Source organism: Arenibacterium sp. CAU 1754, assembly GCF_054482635.1.
Genome location: NZ_JBTLRG010000001.1, coordinates 916,134 through 939,959, shown reverse-complemented (window position 1 = coordinate 939,959; position 23,826 = coordinate 916,134). Strand labels below are relative to the sequence as shown.

The window sequence follows — 23,826 nt, the reverse complement described above, 5'->3', positions numbered from 1 at the left end:
CAGACTCCCTATAGTGGCTGTGGATAAAAGGGGCGCAGACCCCAAAAAGGCAGAAAACATAGGGGATTGGCATGCGCTGTCCGTTTTGCGGCAATATCGACACTCAGGTCAAAGACAGTCGTCCGGCCGAAGATCACGTTTCCATCCGCCGCCGCCGGTTCTGTCCGGCCTGTGGCGGACGGTTCACCACTTATGAGCGCGTGCAATTGCGCGATCTGGTGGTGATCAAGTCCAGCGGCAAACGTGAAGACTTTGACCGGGACAAGCTGGAGCGCTCGATCCGCATCTCGATGCAGAAACGCCCGATTGAACCCGAACGCATCGACCAGATGATCTCGGGCATCGTTCGCCGGTTGGAAAGCATGGGGGAAACCGACATTGCGTCCAACAAGATCGGTGAGATCGTGATGGAGGCGCTGGCGCGGATCGACACCGTGGCCTATGTGCGCTTTGCCAGCGTTTACAAGAATTTCCAGGCGGCTGATGATTTCGAGGATTTTGTCAGCGAATTGCGCCCGCATACCCAGCTGGACGAGTGAGCAACACCGACACACGATTCATGGCGCTGGCCCTGACGCTGGGGCGACGGGGGCAGGGCCGGTGCTGGCCCAACCCGGCCGTCGGCTGCGTCATCGTCAGGGACGGGCGCATTGTCGGGCGTGGTTGGACACGTCCGGGCGGACGCCCCCACGCAGAAACCGAGGCTTTGGCCCAGGCGGGGCAGGCGGCGCGCGGGGCAACCGCCTATGTCACGCTGGAACCCTGTGCTCATCATGGTGAAACCCCCCCGTGTTGCGATGCGCTTATTGCTGCCGGGGTCGCGCGGGTCGTCGCCCCGATCGAAGACAGCGATGCCCGTGTTGCCGGTCAGGGGTTTGCCGCGTTGCGCGACGCCGGGGTCGAGGTCACGACAGGGGTTCTTGCCGATCAGGCCGCCCGTGATCACGCCGGGTTCTTCCTAAAGACCGAACAGGGCCGACCGCTTGTCACGCTCAAGCTGGCCAGTAGCCTGGATGGCCGGATCGCGACAGCCACAGGGCAAAGTAAATGGATCACCGGCCCGCACGCTCGACGCGAGGTGCACGCGCTGCGCGCGCGCCATGACGCGGTCGTGGTCGGGGCCGGAACCGCACGGGCCGACGATCCGTCGCTGACCGTGCGCGATCTCGGGATCAGCGAACAGCCGGTCCGGATTGTGGTCTCGCGCCATCTGGATCTGCCGCTGATGAGCCAATTGGCCCGCAGCGCCAAGGATATCCCGTTGTGGCTTTGCCACGGCAACAGTGCCGATACCGAACGCCTGAGCGCTTGGGAAGGTTTGGGCGCGCGCCTGTTTTCCTGCCAGTTGATCGGCACTCAGGTGGACCCGGCCGATATGCTGCGCCAGCTGGGGCAGGCCGGGCTGACCCGTGTCTTTTGCGAGGGCGGGGGCGCGCTGGCGGCCTCTTTGCTGGCGGCGGATCTGGTTGACGAATTGATGGTTTTCAACGCCGGGCTGGCCATCGGTGCCGAAGGCCTGCCCGCGATTGGCGCCCTGGGGCTGGAGGATCTGAACGCGGCCTCACGGTTCGATCTGGTCGAAACCCGCGCCGTTGGGGCGGACGTGATGCATCATTGGCGGCGGCCTTTGCTCTGAGCACGGATGCGTCAGCGCCACAAGTAGGCATATGTGGCAAACAGCCCCTGCAATTTTGACAGGCTGCGGTTGGCAAGGCCCCGACGGGCCCCCGTGCCGCTGGCCAGACGGTCGACGATCACCTCGACAGGGCAGGGCGATCCGGTCACCGGGTCCATATAGCGCGGATAATCGATCAGGACGGCGTGAACCAGACCGGTCAAACGAGGCCGCGCCGTGCGCCGCTCCGGAATATCCCCAAGATCACGGGTCAGCCCCCATCCGGCATAGAACGGCGCGCCAAATGTGGTAACGGGAACGCCGCGCAACAGCGCCTCGAACCCCAGAAGGGAGGTCATGGTCCAGACCTCCTGCACCTGATCCAACAGGTACGCCGGGTCCGTGTTTGACAGAACTACATCGGCCAGTCCCTCGGGGTCGATTGCCCCCGCACGCAGCCCGGCTTCGACATCCGGGTGGGGTTTGTAAAGGATAACCGCATCCGGGTTTTCGTCGCGTGTCGCGCGCAGCAAATCGAGGTTGCTGTGCACCACGCCAGCCCCTTTCAGGATCGAGGCGTCGTCCTCAACCTGTCCGGGGACAAGAATGCGATGTCCATCCGGCAAGAGCTTCGGCGGCACCCCCTGATTGTACTTGCTCAGGTGATGCGCGTTCAGCGCGGCGATCAGCCGTTCGGCGCGGTGGTCTTGTGCGGGGCGCATTTCCTCGCGCATCTTGATCAGGTGTTCCAACTGGCTGGGCCGCGTCGAATCGTAGTAGATTCCCACATCGTCAGTGACCAACGACAACGGCGGAACCAGGTCCGCTCCCAGGCCCCGTGACCGCAGAAACCCGTCTTCGATGCGCGTCACGACCGTCTGACCATCCTCTGCCTTGCCGGCCCAAATCATGTGCGGCCGGTCCGCGGCGGCCGCGCGGTCCGGATCATCGGTAAAGATCATGCGCTTTTGGCGTCCGAACATATTTTGCAGTGGGCGCCGTTTCCACAGGCGCATACCGCTGGCGATCCAGCCATTGTGGTCCTGCCGCCAGGCGCGGGTCTGCGCCTCGAGATTGTCGAGGACGGTTTCCAGCTCGCAGAGTTCGTCGCGGAACGGATCATACCACAACGGGTATTCGATCATTGCGGCGGCAAACAGCTGTGGGCGCGTCAGGATCCGCTGTCGGCGGGGCACCGGGTATTCGTCCTGCGTCAGGCCCCAACCCGCGTAGAACGGCTGCCCGAATGTCCGGGGCTTGTGCCCGGCGACGATCGCCTCGAACCCCAGTTGCGAGGACACGGTATAGACCCCGACCGCCCCCTCAAGCAGGGCCCAGGGGCTGACCGGGGTGTCCAGAACGGTCACGCGCCGGTTGGCATCCGCCTGTGAATAATACCCCGGACGATAGCCGTTCTGCGTTTCCGGATGGGTCTTGATCACGACCTTGGCACCGGGGTGTTCCTCTTGCGCAAAAACCAGCATTTCGCGAAAGATGACGTCGCTGGCGTTGCTTGCCGTGACCGAGGCATCCCCGCGTGCTTGATCCACAACCAGAACATAGCCCGGATCGGGCAGGGGGGCGTCCGGATCAAAGGCATTGTATTTGCTCAGGTGATGTTCGCGCATCCGGGCCATCGCCTCGCGGGCGCGGTTCAAAAGATGGGTGTCATCCAGCGCGGCGGTGCTCAGGAATTGTTCCAGATCGGATTGCGTGGACGGATCAAAATGCACTCCAGACCGATCAAGGTGCAGACCGACAGGCGGTTCGCCCGCCCGGCCCGGAAACATCGAACGCAGGAACGCGTCTTCGACCCGCAGAACCGGAACCTCACGCTTTTGCGCGATGCTCAGGCCCCGGTGCGCCGTCGGGCTGTTGCCCCAGACGCCAACCATGTCGTTTTCGCCGGGCAGTCCGATCCGCAACCGGTATCCGGCCAGGTACAGCATCCGCCGCAAACGCCGTTCAAACAGAAACCCGCCGTTGTAAACATAAAGCCGGGGGTTTTCGCCCCCGGCTTTTTGCCGATCCGTATCGGTCAACAATGATCAGCTACCTGACAATGTCTTTGCGCTGGCAAAGGGCGTCAGCGCGCCCGAGAACAACGAAATGGTCTTGGCCCACTGGGCATAGGGCGCCTCGGTCACATAGAGCGTGTCTTCGTCGCGAATGACAAAATCACGCGCCATGAACAACCCATTGGGTTCTTTCAGGTTGAGAACGTAGATGAGCCGCTGCGTCCCCGTAAGGTCGTTGCGCCCCAGCACGTCGTTGGCGATATGTGCAGGTTCGTCGCGCAGCACGAACACGCCCGTCGGGTCGGAACTGGTCGCGACCAGTCCGCCGACCTGGGCAATCGCCTCAAGCGCGGACATGTTCTGGGATTCAAACGGCACACGGGCCTGCTGGCTGGTCGCACCAAGGGCAGTAAAGGCGCGCGTATCTTCTTCGACCAGAATGCGGTCGCCGCCACGCAGGGCGATGTCCAGACGCGGGTTGTCATAAAGGTCGTTAAACCAGATCTTGCCGCGCTGACCGCCGCGAATGACGGTGATCTGGGCGATTTCCGGTTCAATCACGACGCCACCGGCCTGCGCCAGCATGGCCGAAAGGGTCCGTGTGGGACGCTCGATCGGGTAGACGCCCTGCGCGCCGACCCCGCCGACCAAAGAAACGGTGGAACCGTCACCGGCGATCCGACGCACTTCGACCTGCGGTTCGGGGGTTTGATCTTCGAGACGGGTGGTGATGATTTCGCGCAATTGGTTGGGCGTATTGCCCGAGGCCCGGACCCGCCCCGCATAGGGCACGAAGATATGGCCGGAACTGTCGACCTGCACTTCTTCCAGAACGGTCGCGTTCCCGGTTTCGCCCGCCAGCAACCCGTCATCGACGTTTTCCCAGATCGTCAGACCCAGAACGTCGCCAGGCCGGATCGTATCGGATGTCAGCCGGGCTGCGGTTTCGAAAGAACTGGAAAAGCCAAGAGCCGGTATAACCGCAGTGGCCCGCGTCACCCGGTCATTCACCGTCACAACATGCGCATTGCCGGCCCGTTGCACGGAGCCAGCGTAGATTTGGCGCTTGTTCGGCCCAACCTGCGGAAGGCCGCATGCCGCCAGAAGGCCAAGTACAGCCATCAGCGCAATGGGCTTTGCCCAGCGATCAGAAGCGGATGTCAATGCTCGGTCTCCTCGACCTGGAATTATTCGTAACCCGGGTATTTTTCCGGCAAGCTACCGGACTGCGCGAAATGAATCCAGTACCCGGACGCATTTCCGTCATGCGGTTTGGGTCAACTGTTGCCGGGGTGCCGCTGTGCCTGTCTTGAGCGCGTCATACGGATCTTGGTCACTCAGCATCATATCGACCACCAGACGCAGCAATTGATGCCGGCCCTTGGCGGAATAATAACCGCCGGGCACCTGGCTGGTTTCAAGAAGAAACCGCCGATAGTCCAGAAAGGCGCGGGTGTCCGGGCGGATTGCTGCGGCAAAAAACTCGTCCAGCGGCTGGTGCGACACGAATTCGGGTTTGTCATAGACGGCACGGCCAAACACCTTGAGCGGGATGCCGCGCCACAGGACCTGCTGTCCGGCGGTTGAGTTCACGGTCACCGCGCTGCGCGCATCGTTCAGCATCCGGGCCAGTTTGCCGCCGCGCACGAAATGCACGCGATCGGCAATACCATGGTGGCGCGCGAGGGCCGCAATTTCACGGCGAAGGGCCACGCGCCCGGTTTCCAATGGATGGGCCTTGATCACCAGGTGGTGGTGTCGCGGAGCACCCCTGGCAAAGTCTTGGATGATGGTGGACAGAAAATCCGTCATCGTGGCAAAGGGCGAATGGGCCTGAAACGAACTGTCATGCTCCAGCTGCAAAAGCGCCAGATGATAGGGAAAGCCGCCATTGCGGATGCGGCGAGTGGCCAGCAGACGTCCCAGCGCGTGCACCGGCATCAATAGCAACCGCCGCAGGTAAAGCTGGAATTCTTCGGTTACGGGCAGGTCGCGATGCGGGCGGAAATTGCGATACTGGCGGTTTCGGAACATCAAATGCCAATGATAGAGTGCGCCATAAAAAATATGCTCGCGCATATCCCCCCAATGGGACGGGGGCAGGGGCGCCTCGATATCGGATTGCGCCAGCATCTCTTGCATGTCGGCAACTGACATATCCATCAGTCGTGAATGCCCGTTTGATCCATCCCGCTCATAGGTCACCCAGTAGGGGCGCATGTACCCTTCTTCGAACACATGGATGGTCAGGCCCCGCTCTTTGGCGATTGCGATGGCCTGGGCGTGGATCGGCCGGATGTCGCCGTAAAGGACGATATCGGTGACCTTGCGCTCGCCGATCAGCTTTTCGAATGTCGAAGGCCATTCCTCCGGGCTGCCATGAAAGGGCAGATAGCTCGATTTATCCCGCCAGAAGGCCTGATCGCCCGCGTTAAAGCCCACACGCCAGACCGACACGCCCGCGGCGCGCAACATCCGCCCCAAGGCATTGAAAAACGGGCCATGCGGCCCCTGAAGAAACAAAAAGACCCGGTCAGGTGGGGGTGTCGTCGTCATATCCATACCGTGCTGCCTTATGGCTTTGCATGGTCCTTATCGGGGCTGTTGGGCCAAACTATGGCTGATGGGGATGGTCTGCGCAATATCTGGGGCTTGCCCCGGGTGCACGGCGTCGATACCTCATTGGAAAGGTTGATGAAAGGGGCGCAGACATGTTCACGGGAATTATCACCGATATCGGAACGGTGACCGAACTGGACCAGCAGGGCGATTTGCGCGCGCGCATTTCGACCGGGTATGACACGAAAACCATCGATATCGGGGCCTCGATTGCCAGTGACGGCGTTTGCCTGACGGTGATCGACCTGGGGCCGGATTGGTATGACGTTCAGATCAGTGCCGAAACGGTCGCAAAAACCAACCTATCGGAATGGACCGTCGGAAAACGGGTCAATCTGGAACGCGCGCTCAAGGTCGGGGATGAACTGGGCGGCCATATCGTTTCGGGCCATGTCGATGGTGTGGCCGAGGTGATCGCGGTGCGCGATGAAGGCGACAGCACCCGCGTGACCCTGCGCGCGCCCAGGGAACTGGCGCGTTTTATAGCACCCAAGGGGTCTGTGGCCCTGAATGGCACCTCGTTGACGGTGAATGATGTTGACGGCTGCGATTTCGGGATAAACTTTATTCCCCATACCAAGAACTTCACGACCTGGGGCGACGTGGCCATTGGCGACCACGTGAATTTGGAGATCGATACGCTGGCGCGCTATGTCGCGCGGTTGAACGAGGTGGAATGATGGCGGCAGGCATTGGGCATAACAACGGCCCCACGATGGAGCGGGGGCACAAATGGCGCAGTTATCAATGGCGCCGTGCCCAGCAAAAACTGATGCCCAATACAATGCCCCTGATGATCGTGCGGATGCGTGTGAAGCGCGCCGCCGAACTGGGCCTTGATTACCAGACTTATGCCAGTATCCGTCAGGCCTCGGGGCAGGATATCTTGGGGCTGCTGTTTTCCTCCAATGCGCTACGTATCATCGGCAACGGCGCGCGGATGCCCGATGCTGAGGATCGCGCCTTGCGGGCGATCAAATCCGCCTCGAAACTGTCGCTGGTCCATGCGCCCAACACGCCCCCCGCCGTTTTGCAGGCCAATCCCGTCCTGGACGCGACCGCGGCCGCGCCACGCCTGACCGACAGTTGGAGCGATATGCGTCAACGGCTGGCGGGGTTCATCCGCCACAACCGGTTGCCCGGCAATCAGGTTCTGATCATTGGCGATGCGCCGCTTGAAAACGAATGGACCACCGCCGCCAAGGCCGCCGGGTATCTGCGGGCGGATCAGTATTTCACGCATCAGGCCGTCTGAACGCTGCGTCTCCTTCTCTGGCCAACCCTGTGTCGCTGGGGTATCTGCTGGGCGACACAACGGAAAGTGACGGCCATGAGCTTTGAAACCCCCGGTCCGGTCGAGGCCAACTTGCGCGACGCCATCAGCCCTATCGAAGACATCATCGAAGAGGCCCGCCAGGGCCGCATGTATATTCTGGTCGATCACGAAGACCGGGAAAACGAGGGTGATCTGGTGATCGCGGCCGAATTTGCCGATGCCGCCGCCGTCAATTTCATGGCAACGCAGGGGCGCGGGTTGATCTGTCTGCCGATGACGTCCGAACGTATCGACCGTCTGGGCCTGCCGATGATGGCGGTCAACAACTCGTCCCGTCACGAAACTGCCTTTACCGTTTCGATCGAGGCGCGCGAAGGTGTCAGCACCGGAATTTCCGCACAGGACCGGGCGCTGACGATCGCCACCGCCATTGACGAAAAGAACACGATGGCCAGCCTGGCCACGCCCGGGCACGTTTTTCCGTTGCGCGCGCGGCGCGGCGGCGTTCTGGTGCGCGCGGGCCATACCGAGGCTGCGGTCGATATCTCGCGCTTGGCCGGGCTGCACCCGTCGGGCGTGATCTGCGAGATCATGAAAGACGACGGCACGATGGCCCGTCTGCCCGACCTGGTCGAATTTGCCGCCCAGCACGGGCTGAAAATCGGCACGATTTCGGACCTGATTGCCTATCGCAGCCGCAACGACAATCTGGTCGATGAAACATCGCGCGATACGGTCACGTCGGAATTCGGCGGGGACTGGGAAATGCGCATCTTTACCGACCAGACGCATGGCGTTGAACATGTGGTTCTGATCAAGGGCAACATCACGACCCCGGAACCGGTCCTGACCCGGACACATGCCCTGCACGAGGCGTCGGATGTTTTGGGGCTGGGCCCCAAATCCGCGCGCGAACTGCCCCGGGCCATGGAACTGATCGCCGCCGAGGGGCGGGGCGTTGTGTGCCTGTTCCGCCAGCCACGCCATTCGCTTTATGCGACCGAGGAGGAAGGCCCCCGCACCATCAAGCAAACTGGCCTTGGGGCGCAGATTCTGTCCAAGCTGGGGCTGAATGAACTGGTGCTTTTGACGGATTCACCCGAAACCCGTTATGTCGGTCTCGAGGCCTATGGCCTGACCATCTCGGGCACCCGCCCGATCCTGAAGGAGGCTTGAATGGCCCAGAGCGAAACGCATTACACACCGCCGCGGGCAGAGTTTGATAAGCCGGTCAAACTGTTGATCGTGGTCGCCCCGTATTACAGGGACATCGCCGACGATCTGGTGGCCGGCGCCAAGGCCGAGATCGAGGCCGCAGGCGGAACATGGGACCTGGTCGAGGTGCCCGGAGCGCTTGAGGTTCCCACCGCCATCGCCATCGCGGATCGCACGTCGAATTTTGATGGGTTCGTCGCACTTGGCTGTGTCATTCGGGGGGAAACCACGCACTACGAAACGGTCTGCAACGACAGCAGCCGCGCCATTCAGCTGATGGGGCTGAACGGGCTGTGCATCGGCAACGGTATCCTGACCGTCGAGAATCGCGAACAGGCCGAAGTCCGCGCCGAACCGGGCGGTCAGAACAAAGGCGGTGGCGCGGCCGCGGCGGCCTTGCATCTGATTGCGCTCACCCGTAAGTGGGGCGCCCAGGGCAAGGGAATCGGGTTCAAACCCCCGTCCGAGTCCTATCTCCTCGCAGGCGATGATGACGGAACCCGAACGGTATGACCACTTCGCAATCGGCCCCTTCAGGCAATCAGAAACGCAAGATGAAATCGGCCGCGCGGCTTTATGCCGTGCAGGCGCTGTTTCAGATGGAACACTCGGGTCAGAGCAGCCGCCAGGTGATTGCCGAGTTTCTCGATCATCGCTTTGGTGCGACCTATGAAGGCGATGAAATGATCGAGGGCGATGTCGATCTGTTTTCCAAACTGATCGAGGACGCGGTGAATTATCAGGCGCCGATCGACCAGATGACCGATCGCGCCCTTGTGGCGAAATGGCCGATCGCGCGCATCGACCCCACCCTGCGCGGCCTGTTTCGCGCCGCCGGGGCCGAGCTGACCCAGACCACGACTCCGCCCAAGGTCATCATTTCGGAATATGTCGACGTGGCACGCGCCTTTTTTCCCGAGGGGCGGGAGCCAAAATTCGTCAATGCCGTGCTCGACCACATGGCACGTGAGGCGCGCCCCGAAGCGTTCTGACAATCGCGGGTGTGAACTGGCGACCTGCGCCCCTGTAAATCTGCCTGATTTTGTGTCGGTTCCGGCGGATTTCCACGCAGCCAAGCGGCAATGCGCCGCGATTTTCGGTTTTCCCCTTCCATGTCACTGGCGATGTCTTACTTTAAAGGGGAAGACGCGCTCAACCTGACCGGAGACCCGTCATGCCAAAACTGATCAGCCTTTATATCCGCAACGTGATTATCGGGTTCGGCATTGCCGCCGTATTCGTTGGCATTCTGCTGTGGTTCGACGTTCAGAACCTGCGGTCGCTGATCGTGGGGTCCGATGCGGGGCTGTTGGCCTTGTTCATGCTGTGGTTCATGAATGGGATCGTTTTTGCCGGCGTGCAATTCGCCTGGGCGATCATGTCCCTTGCGAAACGTGAGGACGACAACCGTCACGGCGGCTCGCCGCTGGTGCACGAATTCCGCCCCATCCCTGTTCCTGCCGAGAAAAAACAGAACCACCTGTAAGGGCGGTTCAAGCGGCGGGACCACCAGTCAACCGTGCGGTTCTGATTCCCGAGGACCTGTATATACAGGTGGGCGCCAGGTAAACGGACCAGGGTCCGAACAGAGCCAGCTCCCTCGGATTTGCTTAAGGCCACCGGAATGCAACCGTGCACAAGAAGGGCAGAACCCGCCACCCCCTGACATAGGGCGATGCCGACCCCGGCACAAGGGCGACGCCGCCATGCGCCTCCGATATATTTCCTGAGTGATGACAGCGCCCGATGTTTGGCGAATGGACGTGTCGTTCACAGAGAGGTCTTGAAAAATGTTCACGTATTGTTCATGCTTTCAGGCATGAGCGATCTGAGCCTTACATCCCTTGCCCCCGGCCAGTTGCTGGCGCGCGGCGTCACCCGGCTGCTGCACAGTCACGGCTTTGTGTCGGTCGAGGAATTCGTGCCGACCCGGGGGCTCAGGGTTGATGTGATGGGGCTGGGGCCCAAGGGTGAAATCTGGGTGATCGAATGCAAATCCAGCCGCGCCGATTTTCAGAGCGACTGCAAATGGCAGGGGTATCTGGAATGGTGTGATCGCTATTTCTGGGCGGTCGATCAGGATTTCCCGACCGATCTGTTGCCGCATGAAACGGGGTTGATCATCGCCGATTCCTATGACGGTGAAATCATCCGCATGGCGCCCGAGGAAAAACTCGCCGCGCCCCGCCGAAAGGTCATGATCCAGAAATTTGCAGCCCACGCCGCGCGGCGCCTGCAGGCCCTGCGCGATCCCGGATTCAGCGTTTGACGCTGCGCGCTGCCTTGGCTGCGGCGCGAATTTCGTCCGCGATTTCCTCGGCTTCCTCGGGGTCGAAATCCATCGGTACTTCGATTCCCTGAGACTCGATATATATCCGCACCATGCCCTTGTCGGTCGGGCCGATCTGCATGTTTGCCTCGATGTCGCGTTCGCTGTTGATACCCATTTCGGTACTCCGCCAAAGAAGACTTCTGCTAGCTTGGGGCGTCCCGAGAATCAAGCGTGCTCTGTGCTTGGTGTGTCAACCGGGCAGGGGGCGTTCGTGTCTCGACCCGGAAATCGTCAACGGCCGGTTCCCTGCCCGGGCCAAACAAAGGACCGGATTGATATTTAACCCCCTTGCATTCATAGTGTGTGTTGTCTAAATCGCACCCCAGTGCCGCCTTAGCTCAGTTGGTTAGAGCGCTTGATTGTGGATCAAGAGGTCCCCCGTTCGAGCCGGGGAGGTGGTACCACCCACACTTCTGGCAGTGAAACGATTGGCGGCGTCGCTGTGTTTTGCAGTGCCCATACAACGCTGCCGAGATTTCCCAGATAATCAAACGCCCCTAAGTTGACTCTATATAGCGTCAGGTGTAGTTTGTGACACGACGCGTAAGCGTAACGAGTGACTTGTTTTACATTTGAGGAAAGACGCGGGGGTCCGATGTTTGGGGACGCCTGCACGGTGCTACAAAGACTGCGCGGAAGCACCTTTGGGAGTCAGGGGCTGGTCACCACGATGTCCTGAATCTGTTTCCCGGTCCGGCGATCAAAGATCAATATCCGACGCCCGTTGTTGACGACCACGCCATACCATCGCTCGGTCATGGTGAATGCGTCGGCTTTTTCGCCGTCAGGCAGGGTGATGGAGTCGGGAACGACAGGTGCCGATGACGAGAAACGCATGACAAGCAGGGTGACGACAACCAAAAGCCCCAAAATCATCACGGAGGTCAGAACGGTAACCAACCGGCGCAAAAAGCGCAGGTTGGCCGGTTCTTCGATTGGTTCATAAGGATCGGTCATGCCCGCCCGGTTCATTTGCCATCGCGGAAACCCGCAGTCGCGTCTTGATACGGCGCTTTTGCAGGATGCGCCAGTTCAAGCGCGGCCGGGGACGGCGACGGGGCGTTTCACCCCGCCGCGGCTTCGGTTTCGGAAAATATATTGGTCACTTCCGGCTCCGGCTCGGTCCGTCCGTTCAGATTTTCGCGGATCGAAGCATATTCGATCACGTTGAGCCGGCGTGCTGGGGTGGTCGCGTTTCGTATGCGGCGCGGTTCGACCCGCTCGGTCGGATGAATGCGGCGGTTCTTGCGGAACAACCGCAACAGGGCGCTATCGGACAGGCCTTGGCGTGTCATGCCGCCATAAAGCAGCAGCAAAACGCTCACCATGACCACATCGCTCCACAGGGCCTCTGGCGATGCCATGCCTTTGGCAAAGATGTTTTCGGCCACGGATGACGACAAAACCAGCAGTGCCAGATAGAGACAGGAGAACCGCAGGAACAAGCCGAAAAAGATGAACAGGCTGGTTCCGGCCATGATCGAAACCCCCAGTATTTCGGCCAGATCGTTGCCGAGCCAGCCCTGGAATATGTAGCCCGGTGTGAGCCCATCGATCTGCCCAAGGCTGATTGCGATGAAGTAGGACGAGATGATCAGTCGGATCATGGCAAGCGAAAGCTTGTCAAACATTGGTCGGTTCATGCCACGTTTTTTCATGGTTATCCTCAGGTTAACTGGGTCAACTAACATGCAGGGCACTGGTAAACTTGGCGAGACGCCTGAAACAAAGGCGATTCGTGTCGGTATCCAGAAAAATTAACCACAACCTTTGGTGGTTTTTGGACCAAAATGAGGCAACTCAGGGTGGGCTCGCCATTTTCCACGATCTCCCTGAATTGGCGCTCGGCGGATCATATTCCGTCCCGACTCGGCGTTCCGGCGAGGGCCAGTTAAGGCCTCCGGGATGAGAAACGGATGACAAACCGGGCGACACTCACTAAAAGCCCGCAAGCCACATCCGCCGCCTTACCTTGGTTGCGCCGGTTTTTTCATTGAGGTTCCGTCATGCCCGTCCGTCAGGTTGAATTCACGATCGCGGAAAACCCGCCCGCGCGCCTGGACAAGGCGCTGGCGCGGGATGTGCCTCTTGATGCCTCCTTGTCGCGCACCCGTCTGGCTCGCCTAATCGAAACGGGTGCGGTTTCGGTTGATGGCGGCGTGGTCACGGATGCCAAGGCGCGGGTAGCCGAGGGCGCGTCCGTCAAAATCGTGATCGATGCCCCGGAAGAGAGCCACATTGGCCCCGAAGAGATACCGCTTGAGGTGGTGTTCGAGGACGATGATCTGATCGTTGTGAACAAACCGGCCGGAATGGTTGTGCACCCGGCCCCCGGCGCGCCGTCAGGCACATTGGTCAATGCACTGCTGCATCATTGCGGCGCCGACCTGTCCGGAGTGGGGGGCGTCAAACGCCCCGGAATCGTGCATCGCATCGACAAGGATACCAGCGGCCTGCTGGTGGTCGCCAAAACGGATGCCGCCCATCAGGGCCTGGCCGCCCAGTTCGAGGCGCACACGGTCGAGCGGTCCTATCGTGCGTTGTGCTACGGGGTGCCCGACGCCAATGACCCCCGTCTGCGCGGGATCAAGGGCACCAGTTTTGAACCCGGCAATATCCTGCGCCTGACCACGCAACTGGCCCGCCACAAGACCGATCGCCAGAAACAGGCGGTCCTGTTTCACGGCGGGCGCCATGCGGTGACGCGGGTGCGCGTGATCGACCGGTTCGGAACGCCGCCCGTTGTTGCGATGGTGGAATGCTGGCTGGAAACTGGGCGCACCCATCAGATCCGCGTGCACATGGCCCACGCGGGCCATGGGCTGATCGGGGACCCGGTCTATGGGGGCAAGCGGAAATTGCCGCTGCGGGCGCTGAGCGGGGCGGCAACCGAGGCCATTCGGAGTTTTCCGCGTCAGGCGCTGCATGCCGCGATTTTGGGCTTTGAGCACCCGATAAGCCGAGAAAATATGCGTTTCAGCGCCCCTTTGCCGCAGGATATGGTTGATTTGATTGATACTTTGTCGAAACCGGCGGAATAATCGATCCTGTCATGAACAGCACATGCGCGTGAATGCACCACAACATCTCTTTCGTAATCGAATATTAAATCTCATATTGCAGCAGCACCCTTGAAAAGGGCAGAATACGTGCCCATATGCATGTTAAGCCCTTAAACATTGGGAGGGGACAGATACATGGCAAACTATGCAAATCTGCCGGCACCGACGCCCGAAGGCGGTCTGAACCGGTACATGCAGGAAATTCGCAAATTCCCGCTTTTGGAGCCGGAAGAAGAATACATGCTGGCCAAGCGCTGGGTCGAGGAACAAGATACAGAAGCCGCGCACAAGATGGTCACGTCACACCTGCGTCTCGCGGCGAAAATAGCCATGGGATATCGCGGCTATGGATTGCCGCAGGCCGAGGTGATTTCCGAGGCGAACGTGGGCCTGATGCAGGCCGTCAAACGGTTTGACCCGGAAAAAGGGTTCCGTCTGGCGACCTATGCAATGTGGTGGATCCGCGCCAGCATCCAGGAATACATCCTGCGCAGCTGGTCGTTGGTGAAACTGGGCACCACGAGCGCGCAAAAGAAACTGTTCTTCAACCTGCGCAAAGCCAAGGCCAAGATCGGTGCGCTGGAAGACGGTGACATGCACCCGGACAACGTCAAACGGATCGCAACCGATCTGGGCGTGACCGAGGCCGAGGTAATCAGCATGAACCGCCGCATGTCGGGGGGCGATGCGTCGCTAAACGCGACCGTCGGCTCCGAAGGCGAGGGGACCATGCAATGGCAGGACTGGCTGGAAGACGAAGATGCCGACCAGGCCAGCGATTACGAGGCCCGCGACGAACTTGAGGCGCGCCGGGAATTGCTGGCGCAGGCGCTGGACGTCCTGAATGACCGCGAAAAGGACATTCTGACCCAACGGCGCCTGTCCGAGGAAACCGTCACGCTTGAGGACCTGAGCGGAGAGTACGGCGTCAGCCGCGAACGTATCCGCCAGATCGAAGTGCGGGCATTCGAAAAGCTGCAGAAGAAAATGCGCGATCTTGCCCGCGAAAAGGGAATGATGGCCACCGCGTAACCGCATGGGACCGGTCCAAATTCGAAGCCCCGCCTGCTTGTCAGGCGGGGTTTTTTGTCGGACCAGCTTCATTGTTTGCACGTTGGCGCAGTCCGCGAAATTCAGAGCGTGGTAAACTCACACCGATGTGCTTTATTTCGTTGAACTCAGACTTTTCGATTTGCCGCAAAAACGCCTGACTTTTTGACCAGATTGAAACCGGACAGGTCGTTTTGGTTGTGGTGTCATGTTGAACAAATTGCTCAAACTGATGTGGATTTTTGGAATTTGTCTCTTTCTTTATGCAATTGGTATGGCGTCCATCCCGCAGGATGACGGCAGGCCAAGTCCTCTGACCATTCTGGTTTCGTCACTTTTTGATGGCCTGTCCCTGATCACCTCGGACGAGGAGATCTTGATGGGACATCGCACATTTGACGGCAGTGTGCGGTTCGGGCGCCTGTCGTTTCACGGAACTGCATTCACATTTACTGACCGGGATGATCCCAAAACCTTCGTGCCCTACAGCTTTGCCTTTGACAAAAACCGCTTCACACCCGTGCCAAGGGTCAACAGATTGGGCAAATTTTATGAAAAGTATAACGCAGGCGACCTGCCCATCAAATCCGGCGTTGATTTGGAATCTTGCGTTGAACCCCGGCGCGAAACTATCGCGACGGGCGACGGTCTCAGCCTGATCAATCCAATGCTCTGCCGTATCCAGGCATCCTTGCCAAATGCGCCCGATGGAATGATCGGCGTGGTTTTCCCCGCCGACAACGAAACGCCTCTTGCCGACGGTGACGCAACATGCCGGTCAGAATTTGCGCATTGGCGCACCTTGTCGGGATACGAAGATGCGTCGATCGTGCTGTGTGCAATTGTGGATCGGCCCTTTGATCCGGATGCGTACAGGCCACAGGATTGGATGGATGTCATTTTTTATCAGCAATACGCTGGAAAACTCTACAATATGCGTGCGGATACCCGGAATTTTCAGCGCATAAACTGACCTTTCAGTGGATGGCCACCCAGCCCGGATTATAGAATTCGGGCGCGTGGCACCTTCACTCAAAGAACGTCACCGTTTAATTCCGATCGGTCAGGCATGCACGCCGCTTTGTCGGTCGCCCGTTGATGTGCGGTGATTTTGTCAATTCAGCCTTTCACGCAGAACGCGCAGCATGTTTTCCCCCATGACCTTGCGGATCTGCACCTCACTGAGACCAGACTCAAGCAGGGCATGAGTCAGCGCAGGCAGTTCGGCCGTATCAAAACCCGTCTCGACCGAGCCGTCGAAATCCGACCCAAGCGAGACGTGATCCTCGCCCACCTCGGCAATCGCGGCCTTGATCATCTTGGCGATACCCGCCGGTGTGATCTCATCGCAGGCGACTTCGGCCCAGTACCCCATGCCGATCACCCCGCCGGTGGCGGCAATCGCCTGCATCAGATCATCGGGAAAATTGCGTTTCACCGGGCAATGGGCGTGAATGCCCGTATGGCTTACGACGATGGGCATATCGGTGATGTCCAGAACGTCCCAGGCCACCTGGGGGCTGGAATGGGCCACGTCCAGAACCATGCCGCGCTTTTCGATCTGCGCCACGACGGTGCGGCCGAATTCGGTAAGGCCGTGATTGCCCTCGCCGTGAAGGGACCCGCCCAGTTCATTGTCGAAAAAATGCTGCAATCCGATGACGCGATGCCCGGCGGCTTCGATGGCGTCGAGGTTGCCCAGATCGCCCTCAAGGGGATGGGCCCCTTCGATGCCCAGAATGGCCCCAACCAGCGTCTGGCCATTGGCCCGCGCCTGCAACACGGCCTCCAGATCAGCGCGCGTTCGGATGATCCTGAGCGTGTCGGGAATGGCCTGTTCAACCCTGTGCAGTCTTTCCGATTGATAGAGCGCCCGTTCCAGCAGGCTGTCCCAGGTCCGCATCGGCCACAACTGCCCCACCGCCAGCAAGGTGATGTTATCCGTCGTCTCGGCCGAGTTCTGATCATAGTTCTGCCCGGCCGGGCTTTTGGTGACGGCGGTAAAGACTTGAAGGGCCACGCCGCCTTCGACCAAGCGGGGAATATCGACCTGGCCATAACTGCCGCGTTTGGCCAGGTTCCTGTTCCACAACAGGCTATCGGCATGCCAGTCGCCAACGGTCAGGCTGTCGTGCAGGGCCTGTGCCTCGGCGCTGACAGGATAGGGGGCGTGTTCGATCACTTTGTTGCGCCCGCGTTCGACATATCCCGGCGCAAAGAACAGGAACGCCCCGACTGCCACGAGCACCAGCATCACGAGCCGGCCCAGCCATTTGACTAATCTGCGCATCTCATCCTCCCCGCTGAAATGATTGAAGGCAGGCTAAGCGTGTTGGGTAGAAACGCAATGGTGACGCGACGCTATATGCGCCAGTGTGGGACCGAGCAATCAGAATAGGAAACGGACATGACACTGCGATGGGGAATTCTGGGGGCGTCGAATTTCGCGCTGAAGCACATGGGGCCGGCCATTCACAGGGCGCGCGGCGCGAACCTTACCGCCCTGGCGACATCGAACACGGACAAGGCCGCGCCATTCTTGGAGTTTTGTTCCGACCTGATGGTGCATTCCACATACGAGGATCTCCTCGCTGATCCGGATGTCGATGCGGTTTACATCCCGCTGCCCAACCATCTGCATGTTGAGTGGTCGCGCCGCACGCTGGAGGCGGGCAAACACGTGCTGTGCGAAAAGCCGATGACCCTGCAGGCGGGCGAATTTGATGATTTGATTGCCCTGCGCGACCAGACCGGCCTTTTGGCGGCCGAGGCGTTCATGATCGTGCACCACCCGCAATGGCACTGGGCCAAACAGCTGATCGACGAGGGGCACATTGGCACGCTGGTCCATGTTACCGGCGCGTTCAGCTATGACAATCGCACCGATACGCAGAATATCCGCAACCTTCCCGAAACCGGGGGCGGGGGGCTGCGCGATATCGGGGTCTATACCATCGGGTCTGCCCGCTATGTCACGGGGGCCGAGCTGTCGGTGAGTTCTGCCCGCACGCGGATGGAAAACGATGTGGATGTTTTCGCCGAGGTCACGGGGCACATCGGTGCAGCGACATATTCCTGCTATGTGTCGACCCGGATGCACGCGCATCAGGAAATGGTGTTTCACGGGGAAAAGGGGCTGATCCGCCTCGTTACGCCCTTCAATGCCGGTGTCTTTGGGCAGGCGCGTGTCGAATTGCACCGTGGCGGGCTTGAGACGCGCAGCAAGCGGTTTCCGTCGGACAATCACTATGTCCACCAGGTCGAGGCCTTTGGCCATAGCGTTGAAACCGGCGCGCCCTATGCCTGTCCGCTGGAATTTTCGCGCGGAACGCAGGTGGCGATCGATCAGGTGTTTGCGCTGGCCACCGGACTTTGACGAAATGCTTGGGTGGGTTATGATCCGTCTACCAAACGGAGGATGCCATGGCAGGCGGATGGGCGCGCGACGGCGCGGTGAACGAACAGATCGAAGCCTCGGTTCAGGATGAACTGGCCCGCCTCAAGGCCCGCAAGGGCCCGTCGGGCGAAAGCCTGACCCATTGCGCCGACTGTGAGGAGCCGATCCCCGAGGCAAGACGCAAGGCGATCCCGGGCGTGAAGCTGTGCATCGACTGCCAACAGGACCGCGACAGCAGTTTCAAGGCCCGCGGCGGCATCAACCGGCGGGGGTCAAAGGACAGTCAGTTGAAGTGAGGCTGGGATTGCTGCGGAACGACCGGTTTGAGCCCATACCTACCGGCTTCGCTGTTGCAGCATGTTGCTTATGCCGCAATTTGCCAGCAGCATTTGCGGCCTAAGTCGGCCATTGAACTGCGCATACGGCACAGCTGTCAGTTTTCCCGGAGCGGTCATTCGCCGCATCACATCAAACGAGTGCGCACGAAACAGCCCAAAGCCACTCATCCCAACACATCTCGCCAGGAATGCTTGGGCAAGAAGCCGACTAACTCCTTGGCTTTCTTGTTTGAATAGAACGTCTCGTCCGCGCCCATCTCACCTCGAACCTCAACACCCTGATAAAACCGCTCAATCACCTTGTCTGAAGTGATTCCAACTGACATGTCGTCATTCGAGACATTGAACACCTCATAGCCCAGACCGCCAGTCTTCAAGCAACAATCCACCATATGCCCTAGATCGCGCGCATCGATATAGGCGAATATGTTGCGGCGACGCAGTGCCGGATTCTCCATGAAGGCCGGGAACATCTTGGCATACTCGTCCGGTTCGATAACATTGTTGATCCGCAACCCATAGATGTCCGTACCACTCCGCGCCTGAAAAGACTTGGCAGTCATTTCGTTGCAGACCTTGGACATTGCGTAACTGTCATGCGGCACCGTCGGGTGGGTCTCATCAATTGGCACGAAATGCGGTTTGAGTTCCCCATCGGCAAAGCAAACGGCATAGGTCGTTTCGGAGCTCGCGAAAATGACCTTCGGAATTCCGAGTTTCACTGCGGCCTCGATCACGTTGTAGGTGGTCACGGTGTTCTGCCGAAAACACTCCCCATCGGTACCGATCATGACACGCGGGATGGCAGCGAAATGCACAACGGCGTCGTAAGTTGGAACGCCCGTGCCCTCGTCCAGCTCTGCGCCTTCCGTGAACTGGGACATGGCTCCAATCACTTGGCCCGCGTCGCACAGGTCGATCAATAGCTCAGAGCAGTCCAGCCCTGAGGGTACCAGATCGACATTCGTCACACGATGGCCGCAGGCTTGCAAATGCCGAATGGCCCATTTGCCCGCCTTGCCGCTTCCGCCTGTAAAGAAAACCCGCATTATACCCTCCGATATTCAGCAACGTGGTGCCCTTCGTATCAATCCTAATGATGAACGACCAACAGATTGCAGGATAAGGCCACAAATTGACGGTCACGCTTGTTTAGGTGTTCTTTTGGGATCAGGGCCGACCTTGCATGCAGCGCAACGACGAAGGCAGGCACGGACGATCTCCCAACGAAGGATGGGGGCATACCTGCCATTCACGGTGATTCACCAAGTCGAGACGCGGATTTTGGATTATGGCCAGTCAAACACAGGGACATTGTCCTTGCCGCCTCGTCCCAAAATTCACGGGCCCAGGGTCTGCAAATCCAGGAGCATACAAATCGTCAGGCCATTTCAGATGAATTTCTGTCAGTTCCGCAACCGGATGCGCTATCTAGTGGCTGTTTTGCAAATTGCACGATGGATGGTTAGAAACGCAGCGAGGCAGGCTAGAACGCGCCGTTTGGTGCAAAAAGGTCTGTGCGCCAACGAATTGGCCGTTGCTGCGATGCAGCACCTTGTCCATTGTACTGTCAAGGAGAGCCTTCATGTCAATCACCGCAAGCATCTACCATCTGACGCATTACAAATACGACAGACCGGTCACTTTGGGCCCGCAGTCGATCCGCCTGCGCCCAGCCCCGCATTCGCGGACGCGCGTCATATCGCACAGCCTTACGGTGTCGCCCGCAGGCCATTTCGTGAACCATCAACAAGATCCCTACGGCAACTGGCTGGCGCGGTTCGTGTTTCCCGAACCTGTGCGCGAATTCAAGATCGAGGTGGATCTGGTCGCAGACATGTCTGTCTACAACCCGTTTGATTTCTTTGTCGAAGACAGCGCCAAGGACTATCCCTTTCGCTACGATGATGACATCGCCCCGGACCTGAGCATCTATTTGCAACGCGATCCCGTGAAGCCGCGGCTTGAGGCGTTCCTTGTATCCGTGTCGCGCGAACCGATGGTCACGATTGACTTCCTTGTCGGGTTGAACATGCGTCTGGCGAAAGAAATCACGTATGAAATCCGCATGGAGCCAGGGGTTCAGACCGCTGAAACCACCCTGGAACGCGCTGCCGGGTCTTGCCGCGATTCCAGCTGGTTGCTGGTGCAGGTGCTGCGCAACCTCGGGATCGCTGCGCGTTTTGTTTCAGGCTATCTGATCCAGCTCAAACCAGATCTTGTGGCACTGGATGGTCCTGCCGGGACGGACAAGGATTTCACCGATCTGCACGCTTGGGTCGAGGTTTATTTGCCCGGCGCGGGCTGGGTCGGACTTGATCCCACATCCGGATTGTTGGCGGGTGAAAGCCATATACCGCTGGCGGCCACCCCGCATTACCGCCACGCGGCCCCGATTTCCGGCGTGGCAAGTGTTGCCGATGTTGAGTTTGCCTTCGACATGCAGGTGACGCGCACGGCAGAACATCCGCGCATCACCAAACCCTTTTCGGATGAGGCGTGGGAGACGCTGAACACCCTCGGCCATGCCGTGGACAAGCGCCTTGAGGCGGCTGACGTGCGCCTGACCATGGGCGGTGAGCCGACCTTTGTATCGATCGATGATTTCGAGAGTGCCGAGTGGAATTCGGATGCCGTCGGCCCGACCAAGCGCGGGCTGGCTGACAAGCTGCTGCGCCGCTTGCAGGATAAGTTTTCCACCGGGGGGCTCCTGCATTACGGTCAAGGCAAGTGGTATCCGGGCGAGACGCTGCCGCGCTGGACATTCTCGCTGTACTGGCGCAAGGACGGTCACCCCATCTGGAACAATCCCGATCTGCTTGCACAGGAAGACACAAACGAAGATGTCGGCCCGGACGACGCCCAAGCCCTTTTGACGGCCATCGCGGCCCGTCTTGAGGTGCCGACGCAGAACGTTTTGCCCGCCTTTGAAGACCCCGCCGAATGGATCATCAAGGAAGGCAATCTGCCTGCCAATGTGACGCCCGAAAACTCCAAACTGGCAGATCCCGAAGAACGCACGCGTATCGCCAGAGTGTTCGAGCGCGGCCTTACGACCCCGGCGGGCTATGTGTTGCCAGTGCAACGCTGGCAGGCGCGTGCGTCAAGTCGGTGGATGTCCGAAGTCTGGGACTTGCGCCGGGGCAAGGTGTTTCTGGTGGCCGGAGACAGCCCTGTCGGCTACCGCCTACCGCTTGGCACGTTGCCGCATGTACCCAAAAGCGACCTTCTCTTCATTACCCCGCAAGACCCGACCGAACCACGCGCGCCTTTGTCCCCGCCCGTACCCCCGGACGTCGCACCGGAACAGCCGGTCGCACAACGGACCCAAGGCAGTGCCGGGCAGGCACAAGTTGAACAGATCCTTGGCGATCTCAGTGGGCGGGTGCGCACGGCCATCTCGGTCGAGCCGCGCGATGGGCGCCTGTGCGTCTTCTTGCCCCCCGTGGAAACGCTTGAAGACTATCTTGAGCTGATCGCCGCCGTCGAGGCCGCCGCCACATCCACCGGGCGCAAGGTGCTGATCGAAGGCTATGCACCACCCCATGACCCTCGCGTCGAAGTGATGCGCATCGCCCCGGATCCCGGCGTGATCGAGGTGAACATCCACCCGGCTGCCAGCTGGGGGGCCTGTGTCGACACGACCCAAACCGTCTATGAAGAGGCGCGGCAATGCCGTCTTGGCACCGACAAATTCATGACGGATGGCCGACACACCGGCACGGGCGGCGGCAATCACGTGGTTGTGGGCGGGGCCACACCTGCGGACAGCCCGTTCCTGCGACGCCCCGATCTGCTCAAAAGCCTGATCCTGTTCTGGCAGCGCCATCCCAGCCTGTCCTATCTGTTTGCGGGCACTTTTGTCGGCCCGACATCCCAAGCGCCGCGCATCGACGAGGCGCGCCATGACGGTCTTTACGAGCTTGAGATCGCGTTGGACCAGATCTGGCCGCCCGGTGATGACACGCCCCCGCCACCGTGGCTGACCGACCGTCTGCTGCGCAACGCGCTGATTGATGTGACCGGTAACACCCACCGCACCGAGATTTGCATCGACAAGTTGTTCTCGCCCGATGGACCGACCGGGCGACTGGGCCTTGTGGAATTCCGCGGTTTCGAGATGCCGCCAAACCCGCGCATGAGCCTTGCGCAACAATTGCTGCTGCGGGCGATCATCGCGCGCTGTTGGGAGGCCCCGATCAGTGGTAATCTGACACGCTGGGGCACGACGTTGCATGACCGGTTCATGCTGCCCGCCTTCATCTGGGAGGACTTTCTCGAAGTGCTCGCCGACTTGCGCTCCCACGGAATGGCATTTGATCCCGACTGGTTCAAGGCACAGGCCGAGTTCCGCTTTCCCTTCTGCGGAGAGGTCACCTATGAGGGCATAACGCTGGAATTGCGCCAAGCGCTCGAGCCGTGGCATGTGATGGGGGAAACTGGCGCAATCGGTGGCACTGTACGCTATACCGACAGCTCGTCCGAGAGGCTTCAGGTGACACTGACGGGGGCCAATCCGGATCGCTATACGGTCACAGCCAATCGGCGCTGCGTCCCGCTGACACCCACCGCGACCAATGGGACGCGGGTTGGAGGTGTGCGCTACAAAGCTTGGAAACCGGCTATGTCGCTGCATCCGGTGCTTGAAGTCGACGCGCCGCTGACATTTGATATCTTTGACACGTGGACGGGCAAGTCGCTGGGTGGGTGCCGCTATCATGTGGCGCACCCCGGCGGGCGCAATTTTGATACCTTTCCCGTGAACGGCAACGAGGCAGAGGCGCGGCGATTGAGCAGGTTTGAGAAAATGGGACACAGTGCGGGAAGCGTGCCGCCCACGCCCGAGCGGCCACACCCCGAATTCCCGATGACACTGGACTTGCGCCGCAGGGCGGGCTTGTAGC

The 23,826-nt window shown here is 60.0% G+C and carries 23 protein-coding genes and 1 tRNA gene; 16 read left to right on the top strand and 8 right to left on the bottom strand.

What is annotated here, in order from left to right; genetic code table 11:
• The first annotated feature begins 71 nt into the window (after nucleotides 1-71).
• Nucleotides 72-539, top strand: coding sequence for a transcriptional regulator NrdR (gene nrdR, locus ACXYMO_RS04575; protein WP_458877472.1), 468 nt, complete (start codon nucleotides 72-74; stop codon nucleotides 537-539).
• Nucleotides 536-1,636 carry a bifunctional diaminohydroxyphosphoribosylaminopyrimidine deaminase/5-amino-6-(5-phosphoribosylamino)uracil reductase RibD gene (ribD, locus tag ACXYMO_RS04570; RefSeq protein WP_458877471.1) on the top strand — a complete coding sequence of 367 codons (1,101 nt, stop codon included), beginning with the start codon at nucleotides 536-538 and terminating at the stop codon, nucleotides 1,634-1,636. The genes nrdR and ribD overlap by 4 nt, the downstream gene beginning before the upstream one ends.
• 11 nt (nucleotides 1,637-1,647) lie before the next feature.
• On the opposite strand, the gene ACXYMO_RS04565 is transcribed toward ribD, so the two are convergent.
• The 3 genes from ACXYMO_RS04565 to ACXYMO_RS04555 all read right to left on the bottom strand — a co-directional run bounded on the left by ACXYMO_RS04565 (nucleotide 1,648) and on the right by ACXYMO_RS04555 (nucleotide 6,189).
• Complete coding sequence (locus ACXYMO_RS04565; RefSeq protein WP_458877470.1) at nucleotides 1,648-3,660, bottom strand: capsular polysaccharide biosynthesis protein; 2,013 nt, start codon at nucleotides 3,658-3,660, stop codon at nucleotides 1,648-1,650.
• 3 nt (nucleotides 3,661-3,663) lie between these two features.
• Nucleotides 3,664-4,755, bottom strand: coding sequence for a polysaccharide biosynthesis/export family protein (locus ACXYMO_RS04560; protein WP_458877887.1), 1,092 nt, complete (start codon nucleotides 4,753-4,755; stop codon nucleotides 3,664-3,666).
• Nucleotides 4,756-4,896: 141 nt separating this feature from the next.
• Nucleotides 4,897-6,189: a capsule biosynthesis protein gene (locus tag ACXYMO_RS04555; protein WP_458877469.1), complete on the bottom strand. Its 1,293-nt coding sequence runs from the start codon at nucleotides 6,187-6,189 to the stop codon at nucleotides 4,897-4,899.
• Nucleotides 6,190-6,344: 155 nt separating this feature from the next.
• Here ACXYMO_RS04555 and ACXYMO_RS04550 point away from each other — a divergent pair, with 155 nt between their 5' ends.
• The 7 genes from ACXYMO_RS04550 to ACXYMO_RS04520 all read left to right on the top strand — a co-directional run bounded on the left by ACXYMO_RS04550 (nucleotide 6,345) and on the right by ACXYMO_RS04520 (nucleotide 11,012).
• The gene (locus tag ACXYMO_RS04550; protein WP_458877468.1) at nucleotides 6,345-6,932 is read left to right on the top strand and encodes a riboflavin synthase; all 588 of its coding nucleotides are present in this window, start codon (nucleotides 6,345-6,347) and stop codon (nucleotides 6,930-6,932) included.
• Nucleotides 6,932-7,507 (top strand): hypothetical protein, encoded by a 576-nt coding sequence (locus tag ACXYMO_RS04545; RefSeq protein ID WP_458877467.1) that lies wholly within the window; start codon nucleotides 6,932-6,934, stop codon nucleotides 7,505-7,507. The genes ACXYMO_RS04550 and ACXYMO_RS04545 overlap by 1 nt, the downstream gene beginning before the upstream one ends.
• 75 nt (nucleotides 7,508-7,582) lie before the next feature.
• A complete protein-coding gene (ribB, locus tag ACXYMO_RS04540) occupies nucleotides 7,583-8,704 on the top strand; it encodes a 3,4-dihydroxy-2-butanone-4-phosphate synthase (protein ID WP_458877466.1) in 1,122 nt (373 codons plus the stop codon).
• Nucleotides 8,705-9,256, top strand: coding sequence for a 6,7-dimethyl-8-ribityllumazine synthase (locus ACXYMO_RS04535; protein WP_458877465.1), 552 nt, complete (start codon nucleotides 8,705-8,707; stop codon nucleotides 9,254-9,256).
• Complete coding sequence (gene nusB / locus ACXYMO_RS04530; protein WP_458877464.1) at nucleotides 9,253-9,735, top strand: transcription antitermination factor NusB; 483 nt, start codon at nucleotides 9,253-9,255, stop codon at nucleotides 9,733-9,735. The genes ACXYMO_RS04535 and nusB overlap by 4 nt, the downstream gene beginning before the upstream one ends.
• A gap of 182 nt (nucleotides 9,736-9,917) precedes the next feature.
• Nucleotides 9,918-10,229 carry a hypothetical protein gene (locus tag ACXYMO_RS04525; RefSeq protein ID WP_458877463.1) on the top strand — a complete coding sequence of 104 codons (312 nt, stop codon included), beginning with the start codon at nucleotides 9,918-9,920 and terminating at the stop codon, nucleotides 10,227-10,229.
• A gap of 333 nt (nucleotides 10,230-10,562) precedes the next feature.
• Nucleotides 10,563-11,012: an MmcB family DNA repair protein gene (locus ACXYMO_RS04520; protein ID WP_458877462.1), complete on the top strand. Its 450-nt coding sequence runs from the start codon at nucleotides 10,563-10,565 to the stop codon at nucleotides 11,010-11,012.
• Here ACXYMO_RS04520 and ACXYMO_RS04515 read toward each other — a convergent pair.
• Nucleotides 11,002-11,190 carry a DUF6324 family protein gene (locus ACXYMO_RS04515; protein ID WP_458877461.1) on the bottom strand — a complete coding sequence of 63 codons (189 nt, stop codon included), beginning with the start codon at nucleotides 11,188-11,190 and terminating at the stop codon, nucleotides 11,002-11,004. The genes ACXYMO_RS04520 and ACXYMO_RS04515 overlap by 11 nt on opposite strands.
• Before the next feature lie 212 nt (nucleotides 11,191-11,402).
• Here ACXYMO_RS04515 and ACXYMO_RS04510 point away from each other — a divergent pair.
• Nucleotides 11,403-11,479 (top strand) — tRNA-His (locus tag ACXYMO_RS04510).
• Between the two features lie 247 nt (nucleotides 11,480-11,726).
• Here ACXYMO_RS04510 and ACXYMO_RS04505 read toward each other — a convergent pair.
• A complete protein-coding gene (locus tag ACXYMO_RS04505; protein WP_458877460.1) occupies nucleotides 11,727-12,032 on the bottom strand; it encodes a DUF6476 family protein in 306 nt (101 codons plus the stop codon).
• Between the two features lie 107 nt (nucleotides 12,033-12,139).
• Nucleotides 12,140-12,682, bottom strand: coding sequence for a hypothetical protein (locus ACXYMO_RS04500; protein WP_458877459.1), 543 nt, complete (start codon nucleotides 12,680-12,682; stop codon nucleotides 12,140-12,142).
• 399 nt (nucleotides 12,683-13,081) lie between these two features.
• Here ACXYMO_RS04500 and ACXYMO_RS04495 point away from each other — a divergent pair, with 399 nt between their 5' ends.
• The 3 genes from ACXYMO_RS04495 (at nucleotide 13,082) to ACXYMO_RS04485 (ending at nucleotide 16,160) form a co-directional block, all read left to right on the top strand.
• On the top strand, nucleotides 13,082-14,116 hold the full coding sequence (locus ACXYMO_RS04495; protein WP_458877458.1) for an RluA family pseudouridine synthase: 1,035 nt from the start codon (nucleotides 13,082-13,084) through the stop codon (nucleotides 14,114-14,116).
• A gap of 156 nt (nucleotides 14,117-14,272) precedes the next feature.
• Nucleotides 14,273-15,169, top strand: coding sequence for an RNA polymerase sigma factor RpoH (gene rpoH / locus ACXYMO_RS04490; RefSeq protein WP_458877457.1), 897 nt, complete (start codon nucleotides 14,273-14,275; stop codon nucleotides 15,167-15,169).
• A 226-nt stretch (nucleotides 15,170-15,395) separates the two neighbouring features.
• Nucleotides 15,396-16,160, top strand: a complete 765-nt coding sequence (locus ACXYMO_RS04485; RefSeq protein WP_458877456.1) for a hypothetical protein — start codon at nucleotides 15,396-15,398, stop codon at nucleotides 16,158-16,160.
• 141 nt (nucleotides 16,161-16,301) lie between these two features.
• On the opposite strand, the gene ACXYMO_RS04480 is transcribed toward ACXYMO_RS04485, so the two are convergent.
• Nucleotides 16,302-17,477: a dipeptidase gene (locus tag ACXYMO_RS04480; protein ID WP_458877455.1), complete on the bottom strand. Its 1,176-nt coding sequence runs from the start codon at nucleotides 17,475-17,477 to the stop codon at nucleotides 16,302-16,304.
• Between the two features lie 117 nt (nucleotides 17,478-17,594).
• Between ACXYMO_RS04480 and ACXYMO_RS04475 the strand changes: the two genes are divergently transcribed.
• The gene (locus ACXYMO_RS04475; RefSeq protein ID WP_458877454.1) at nucleotides 17,595-18,563 is read left to right on the top strand and encodes a Gfo/Idh/MocA family protein; all 969 of its coding nucleotides are present in this window, start codon (nucleotides 17,595-17,597) and stop codon (nucleotides 18,561-18,563) included.
• Between the two features lie 47 nt (nucleotides 18,564-18,610).
• Nucleotides 18,611-18,880 (top strand): DksA/TraR family C4-type zinc finger protein, encoded by a 270-nt coding sequence (locus tag ACXYMO_RS04470; RefSeq protein WP_458877453.1) that lies wholly within the window; start codon nucleotides 18,611-18,613, stop codon nucleotides 18,878-18,880.
• Between the two features lie 206 nt (nucleotides 18,881-19,086).
• On the opposite strand, the gene ACXYMO_RS04465 is transcribed toward ACXYMO_RS04470, so the two are convergent.
• On the bottom strand, nucleotides 19,087-19,971 hold the full coding sequence (locus ACXYMO_RS04465) for an NAD-dependent epimerase/dehydratase family protein (protein WP_458877452.1): 885 nt from the start codon (nucleotides 19,969-19,971) through the stop codon (nucleotides 19,087-19,089).
• A gap of 536 nt (nucleotides 19,972-20,507) precedes the next feature.
• On the opposite strand from ACXYMO_RS04465, the gene ACXYMO_RS04460 reads away from it, so the two are divergent.
• Nucleotides 20,508-23,825, top strand: a complete 3,318-nt coding sequence (locus ACXYMO_RS04460) for a transglutaminase family protein (protein ID WP_458877451.1) — start codon at nucleotides 20,508-20,510, stop codon at nucleotides 23,823-23,825.
• The last annotated feature ends 1 nt before the right edge of the window (nucleotide 23,826 follow it).

Coding starts and splice junctions, on each gene's coding strand:
- nrdR (WP_458877472.1), top strand. CDS start 72: ATGCGCTGTCCGTTTTGCGGCAATATCGACACTCAGGTCAAAGACAGT.
- ACXYMO_RS04560 (WP_458877887.1), bottom strand. CDS start 4,755: ATGGCTGTACTTGGCCTTCTGGCGGCATGCGGCCTTCCGCAGGTTGGG.
- ACXYMO_RS04555 (WP_458877469.1), bottom strand. CDS start 6,189: ATGACGACGACACCCCCACCTGACCGGGTCTTTTTGTTTCTTCAGGGG.
- ACXYMO_RS04550 (WP_458877468.1), top strand. CDS start 6,345: ATGTTCACGGGAATTATCACCGATATCGGAACGGTGACCGAACTGGAC.
- ACXYMO_RS04545 (WP_458877467.1), top strand. CDS start 6,932: ATGGCGGCAGGCATTGGGCATAACAACGGCCCCACGATGGAGCGGGGG.
- ribB (WP_458877466.1), top strand. CDS start 7,583: ATGAGCTTTGAAACCCCCGGTCCGGTCGAGGCCAACTTGCGCGACGCC.
- ACXYMO_RS04535 (WP_458877465.1), top strand. CDS start 8,705: ATGGCCCAGAGCGAAACGCATTACACACCGCCGCGGGCAGAGTTTGAT.
- nusB (WP_458877464.1), top strand. CDS start 9,253: ATGACCACTTCGCAATCGGCCCCTTCAGGCAATCAGAAACGCAAGATG.
- ACXYMO_RS04525 (WP_458877463.1), top strand. CDS start 9,918: ATGCCAAAACTGATCAGCCTTTATATCCGCAACGTGATTATCGGGTTC.
- ACXYMO_RS04520 (WP_458877462.1), top strand. CDS start 10,563: ATGAGCGATCTGAGCCTTACATCCCTTGCCCCCGGCCAGTTGCTGGCG.
- ACXYMO_RS04515 (WP_458877461.1), bottom strand. CDS start 11,190: ATGGGTATCAACAGCGAACGCGACATCGAGGCAAACATGCAGATCGGC.
- ACXYMO_RS04505 (WP_458877460.1), bottom strand. CDS start 12,032: ATGACCGATCCTTATGAACCAATCGAAGAACCGGCCAACCTGCGCTTT.
- ACXYMO_RS04500 (WP_458877459.1), bottom strand. CDS start 12,682: ATGATCCGACTGATCATCTCGTCCTACTTCATCGCAATCAGCCTTGGG.
- ACXYMO_RS04495 (WP_458877458.1), top strand. CDS start 13,082: ATGCCCGTCCGTCAGGTTGAATTCACGATCGCGGAAAACCCGCCCGCG.
- rpoH (WP_458877457.1), top strand. CDS start 14,273: ATGGCAAACTATGCAAATCTGCCGGCACCGACGCCCGAAGGCGGTCTG.
- ACXYMO_RS04485 (WP_458877456.1), top strand. CDS start 15,396: ATGTTGAACAAATTGCTCAAACTGATGTGGATTTTTGGAATTTGTCTC.
- ACXYMO_RS04480 (WP_458877455.1), bottom strand. CDS start 17,477: ATGCGCAGATTAGTCAAATGGCTGGGCCGGCTCGTGATGCTGGTGCTC.
- ACXYMO_RS04475 (WP_458877454.1), top strand. CDS start 17,595: ATGACACTGCGATGGGGAATTCTGGGGGCGTCGAATTTCGCGCTGAAG.
- ACXYMO_RS04470 (WP_458877453.1), top strand. CDS start 18,611: ATGGCAGGCGGATGGGCGCGCGACGGCGCGGTGAACGAACAGATCGAA.
- ACXYMO_RS04465 (WP_458877452.1), bottom strand. CDS start 19,971: ATGCGGGTTTTCTTTACAGGCGGAAGCGGCAAGGCGGGCAAATGGGCC.
- ACXYMO_RS04460 (WP_458877451.1), top strand. CDS start 20,508: ATGTCAATCACCGCAAGCATCTACCATCTGACGCATTACAAATACGAC.